The 2815-nt window shown below is 38.2% G+C and carries 3 protein-coding genes; 1 reads left to right on the forward strand and 2 read right to left on the reverse strand.

What is annotated here, in order from left to right; genetic code table 11:
- The first annotated feature begins 952 nt into the window (after nucleotides 1–952).
- The gene (locus QMA00_RS18650) at nucleotides 953–1525 is read left to right on the forward strand and encodes a YolA family protein (RefSeq protein ID WP_013463092.1); all 573 of its coding nucleotides are present in this window, start codon (nucleotides 953–955) and stop codon (nucleotides 1523–1525) included.
- A gap of 43 nt (nucleotides 1526–1568) precedes the next feature.
- Here the strand turns inward: QMA00_RS18650 and QMA00_RS18655 are convergent, their stop codons facing one another.
- Entirely contained in the window at nucleotides 1569–2006 is a 438-nt protein-coding gene (locus QMA00_RS18655; RefSeq protein ID WP_076923267.1) for a hypothetical protein, read from the reverse strand.
- Between the two features lie 240 nt (nucleotides 2007–2246).
- Nucleotides 2247–2815 (reverse strand): hypothetical protein (locus QMA00_RS18660; RefSeq protein WP_282337934.1); only part of this gene is annotated, 569 nt, incomplete at its 5' end.

The raw sequence follows: 2815 nt of genomic DNA on the forward strand, positions 1-2815 counted from the left end.
TCTGGTTTCATAGTGACCTCCTATTTAAAAGTCACTATGAGGATAGTGGATGTATGACTGATTAGGATTTGGACAGAAACGTGTCAGGGACTTTTCTAAATTAGCAACGCACAGATAGCAATACGTACGGCTGTGTTTATCAGACCTGTTTATTCAATAACTTTATCGAGTCCGTTCAAAAGTACCGTTCACATCACGCGTGTAACTTTCCCGTGTGCAATTCGTTATTAGCGCTTACATGGCAAGGCCTCTAGGTTAATACGACAGTGTAACCTAGAGTGCCGCCGCACCTGTTTTTAATGTGAAATGGTAGATACACCGGCAATTATTTTAATAAATACTCACCTTTTGCTTATTCGTAAAAGTGCTATGCGTTAAATTATGATTAAGCGGAACTAAGGCGACAGGTTAATTTTTTCAGCGCCGCAGATAGTTAAAAAATTTTGTTAGTATCAAAGAAACATAAAAAATGAAGGTAACCAGGCACGAGGCCTGGTTGAAAATCAACGATAGTAAAATGGCATGGATGCCACGTTCTAACCGCCAATCTTTTACGGCAATTTAAGATTACACTGCGGTTGGGGCACTATCAATATTAATGAGCACGCGAATGAAAATAGATATTCATTATAAAGTGAAAGTAGAAGGAAGGTTTTCTATTAATTTAATTTCCCTAATTTCTGTAGCCCAATTGGTTATAAGTTTAATAGGTTAATTGTTAGGTAGGGGGTATTGCAGGTCAAAGTGTGATACCCCATTATTTTAGCCGCTAAAATTAAAGTTTCACCGGTGAAACTCAGTTGTTGGATGAAGGTCTTGTGTTTGATTTTCTGCTATCAGTTAACAAATATAAAAATTAATTATTTATCATTATGTTTTCATTTTTTGACAATGCTAAAGGCGTGAACTATAAATACCTTTCAATTGATATTAAAAGGGAAATTCAAGGACTATGAAAATAAATTTAATTAATTGCCTGCTATCTGTAGTCATAGCAACTGGTGTAAGTAATATGAGTTATGCTGAGGAAGTTCCGCGCAGTCAACAAGTAATTACCTCCCTTCCTGTACTCACTAGTCAGAATGCTCCAGCTCCTGCCGAAATCAAAAACATCCGCATGGAGTCTGAATTAATGGCTCGAGCATCAGCTCCGCCGCTATCTTCAATGTGGGTATATGCTGTTGGTTCAACTGATTGTGGGTGGGAGTCCACTGTTGGTATGACAACAACTGCATGTGATCATGGGGGAGAGCAGCTGCGTACTGCTGTTTTAGAAATTGGTTATGGTTATAATCATATTGCTTGGATGAACGGTGGGTTACTTCCGAGTTCCACAATGTACTCAAGTACGCCTGTTTGTGTGACTGGTAGTAATTACACATGGCCTTGTACCGCTGGGCAAACTGTCGTGGGTTTCCTCAATGAATACAATGTCGATGGTCATCAAAACGGATTATTCAAATACCAAAATACTTCGACTAATTCGCCATGGAATACTATGTCAGTCCAGATCAGTATTCTTTGATTTATTAATGATGTAGGCCAGACATTCTGGCCTTTTTATATTTCTAAATACGAATGTTAACACCAGTACCTTTGTCTTGCATGATAGACATAGCTGATTCTAACATCTTCAAAGTAGTCTCGTCATTGCGTGACAGTGCGCCTTGGATGCCATCACGCGTTTTTTGAATGAAGTTATATCGTGTTTCATCACTGTGTGCACCTGCCAGTTCGCCTCCATTTACGGGTATTTTCATAGTCATAGCCATGAAAGGCCTGCCGTCATCGAGAGACATTTCTCCATTGCGGATTTGAGTGTTGGCCCAGTCCCGCATTTCTTGCCGGGTCATACTAGTGAAATCCGCCTGTTTTGTGCTGCTGTCAGTCTTATCATTGTCTGTTTGTGCTGCTGTTAATGCAGCCGAAAATGACGTTGAGGCCTCTGTTGAAGGCTTGGTACGCTGGTTCCCATTAAAATAATGTACGTTTGCATCAACTCGCATAGGTTCTTTTCCTTAGTATGATCGTATGAGTGATATTAACTGCAAAACCTGCGCCATAATTATACACTTATAGTCTTTTGAAAACGCCTTTAAAAAGTTTATTTAAATTAAGTTGTTGAAGGTAATTCATCGTAAAGTGAAAAGCTTAATACAGAGGTGTTGGACGGCAAAGGCTTTCCGGTAACTGGAATATTTACTAATAGGCTTGGCTCATAGGCCTTAAATTATTCAGGATAAAGCCTAATAAAAGAAGGTTTTGAAATAAGCAATATTAAAGTGAAATATTGGGATCGAGATTGATACAAAGATGAGGGATATAGAAATCAATATCCATTTCAATTTTTTGATTTCTTTTAAGTGATTTGCATTTTTAAGCGATTCATTTAGCCGCTGAATATTTAGTTCAACTTCGTGTACAGTCTCCTGAGAGACGAGCGCTAAATCTTTAATACTATCAACAGAGCTTTTTAAGTTTTTCTCTGTTGCTAGTATATGAGTATCAACGCTCTTAATTTCCAGTGATTTCTTCACATATTCAGATAAAGAAATACCTTCCTTTTGCGCCTCACTACTTAAAGACTCTTTTAATTTATCGTCAATTCGGATGCTTAGAATAGCCATTCTAAAATACCTCTGATGTATACGGGTGTAAACAAAGCGTATACGCCTATTTTTAAAGGCGCAACAGGTTATTTTAGATGAAAACTGTGTATGACAAAATGAGATAATAGGCACGCTGTCGAATGTATACAAATGAATCGCCCCGAGTTCATCGGAGACCAGTTTGTTTAAGTCAGGCCACTTTACCT

The organism is Pseudoalteromonas sp. APC 3694, assembly GCF_030407565.1.
Lineage (GTDB): Bacteria > Pseudomonadota > Gammaproteobacteria > Enterobacterales > Alteromonadaceae > Pseudoalteromonas > Pseudoalteromonas tetraodonis.